1 protein-coding gene is annotated in these 2,878 nt (G+C 68.9%); it reads right to left on the bottom strand.

The genetic code is table 11. From position 1 onward, the window contains the following. Positions 1–49: 49 nt before the first annotated feature. Positions 50–2,878, bottom strand: a 2,829-nt coding sequence (locus tag ACFWPJ_RS21940) for an amino acid adenylation domain-containing protein (RefSeq protein WP_378854109.1), incomplete at its 5' end; no start/stop codon positions are given.

Below are 2,878 nucleotides of genomic sequence, written 5' to 3'. Positions count from 1 at the left end.
GGGGGGGCGGGTCAAACATCTCACGCAGGGTGAGGGTGGCCCCGTGCGCCTAATTCAGCCGGGCGCCGACCTTGGTCGCGCTCAGCGAGTCGCCGCCGAGATCGAAGAACGACCGGTCGACGCTCACCTGGTCAGTGCCGAGCACATGGGCGAACACTCCGGCGACGGATTCTTCCAGCGGGGTGCGCGGCGCCAGATACGGATGCTGTGTGCCCGAGAAGTCGGGTACCGGAAGGGCTCCGCGGTCCAGCTTGCCGACCGGGGAGAGTGGAATCGAATCCAGCACAATGACGTAGCCGGGTACCATGTACCCGGGCAGTTCCGCGGCCAGCTGCGCACGCAGCCGCTCGGTATCCAACTCCACCCCCTGCGCGGGCAGTACATACGACACCAGTGCGGTCGCCCCCGCCGGGCCCGTGCGCCCGATCGTCACCGCGTACTCGACCTGCTCGTCGCGCGACAGCGCCGCGTCGATCTCGCCCAGCTCGATTCGCATGCCGCGGATCTTGACCTGGAAGTCGCTGCGGCCCAGATATTCCAGCTCGAGGGCGCCGTTGTCGCTGGTGACCCAGCGCACCATGTCGCCGGTCCGATACATCCGCTCGCCTGGCTCACCGCACGGGTTGGCGACGAAGCTGGCCGCGGTCATCGCGAACCGGTTGAAGTACCCGCGGGCGAGCGCCGGACCGGCCAGGTACAGCTCACCGGCGACGCCCACCGGAACCGGGCGCAGCCAGGTGTCGAGCACCATGGTGGCGGCACCGCGGATCGGCCCGCCGATCGTGATCGGCTCGCCCGCGACGAGTCGCGCCGACCAGGTCGCCGAGATACTGAATTCGGTGGGGCCGTACAGGTTCGCCATTCGCCGGCCCACCGACCATCGCTCGATCAGTTCCGGTGTCGCGGCCTCTCCGGCGACCGAGACCACGCGGAGGTGGTCGAGATCGCCGGGGTCCATCGTGGCCAGCACCGATGGCGTGATGACCGCGTGGGTCACCCGTTCGGCGCGCAGCAGTCGGTCCAGATCGGCGCCACCGTAGACATCCGGTGGCGAGACCACGAGCCTGCCGCCCGCCGCGTGCGCGGTCAGCAGCTCGGAGATCGATCCGTCGAAGCTCGGTGAGGCCAGAAGTAGCGGGCTGGCCGTCGAACCCAGCTCGAACGACTCCTGTTGGGCCGCGACCAGATTCGCCACGCCGCGATGGCTGAGCAGGACAGCCTTCGGCGTGCCGGTGGATCCCGAGGTGTAGATCAGGTAGGCCGTCTGGTCGATGTTGATGGGGCCGCCGCGTTCCTCGTCGGTGATGGGAGCGTCGGAGACCGTCATTGCCCCGCGCATCGTGCTGGGGTCGTCGAGCAGCAGCCAGTCGACGGTGCCCGGCAGCGTCTCGTGGAACGCGGTCACCGTCACACCGATCGGCGCCATCGAGTCGGCGATCATGTGCTCGATCCGGTCCACCGGATAGTGGGGATCCACCGGCGCGAAGGCCGCGCCCGTCTTGGCCAGCGCCCACATCGCGATCACCGATTCCAGCGATCGGGTGAGGGCGAGCACAACGAATACCTCACGGCCGATGCCGCGGCGCAGCAGTATCCGGGCGAGGCGAGTGGAGCGGGCGTCGAGTTCGCCGTAGGACAGGTCGATGTCGCCCGCGCTGACCGCGATGGCGTCGCTGTCGATGCGCGCGCCGTCGGCGAGGATATCGGGCAGGGTCCGCAACGGTACCGACTCCGGCCCGCGGACCGGCAACAGCGCGGCGCGTTCCGCGTCGTCGCAATGCTGCAGCTGTGCGACCACGGCGCGCGGGTTCTCGGCGAGCTGGGTCAGCAGCCGGACGAAGCGATCCAGCAGTGGCCGCGCCGCCAGGGGACCGGGCTGTTCGGCCATGCACTGCACAGTGATTCGCAGGGTGTTGTGCCCCTCGGTGTCGTGCACTGGAATGACCATGAGGCTCAACGGGTAAGGCGCCGCGTCGGTGCCTTCGATGTCGAGCACCCGCATCCCCGCGATGTCGAGCGACTGCGACAGCGTTTCCCGGTCGATCGGAAAGGACTCGAAAACGACCAGCGTGTCGAACAATTCGGCAAGGCCGGTCGCCTGATGGATGGCCGCGAGCCCGACCTGCTGGTAGTCCATCAACCGGGCCTGCTCGGCCTGCAGCCGGGCCAGCAGCTCGACCACCCGCTCCGCGGGATCGAGTCGCACGCGCACCGGCAGCGTATTGATGAAGAGGCCGACCATCTCTTCGACGCCCCCCAGCTCCGGTGGCCTGCCGGAAACCGTCCCGCCGAACACGACATCGGTCCGGCCGGTCAGCATGGCCAGCACCATCGCCCAGCCGGCCTGCACCAGGGTGTTCACCGTCGCGCCGGATTCGCGTGCGGCCGTCTCCCACCGAGTGAGCGTGCCGTGGGACAGATCGGTGGAGGCCATCCCGGTCTCGGCGGACTCGATCCCGGCCAGGGCCGGGACCGCGCGGGTCGGCGTATCCACCCCCGCCAGCGATCGCGCCCATGCGGCGACTGATGCCGCGCTGTCCTGTGCGCGCAGCCAGGTCAGGAACTCCCGGTAGGAGTGGGCGGGCGGCAGTGCGGCGGCGTCGCCGGAGGTGAGGTAGAGCGTCAGCAACTCGCGCACCAGCAGCGGCCCCGACCAACCATCCAGCACGAGGTGATGATTGGTCACCACGAGACGGTAGACGTCGGCGGCGGTCCGGATGAGCCTGAAGCGCAACAGTGGTGGTCGGGTGAGATCGAATCGAGTGCGCGCGTCCAAGGCGATCACTCGACCCAGCTCCCGCTGCCGCAGATCGCCGTCCGCGATGTCGGTGAGATCCATATCCTGCCAGCGGAGTTCGGCATCGGCGAGAACGAGCTG

Origin of the sequence: Nocardia sp. NPDC058497 (assembly GCF_042720195.1) — a bacterium.
In the GTDB taxonomy this organism is placed as follows: Bacteria; Actinomycetota; Actinomycetes; order Mycobacteriales; family Mycobacteriaceae; genus Nocardia.
The sequence above is the reverse complement of the archived record's forward strand: the minus strand, read 5'-3'. Positions and strand labels throughout refer to the sequence as shown.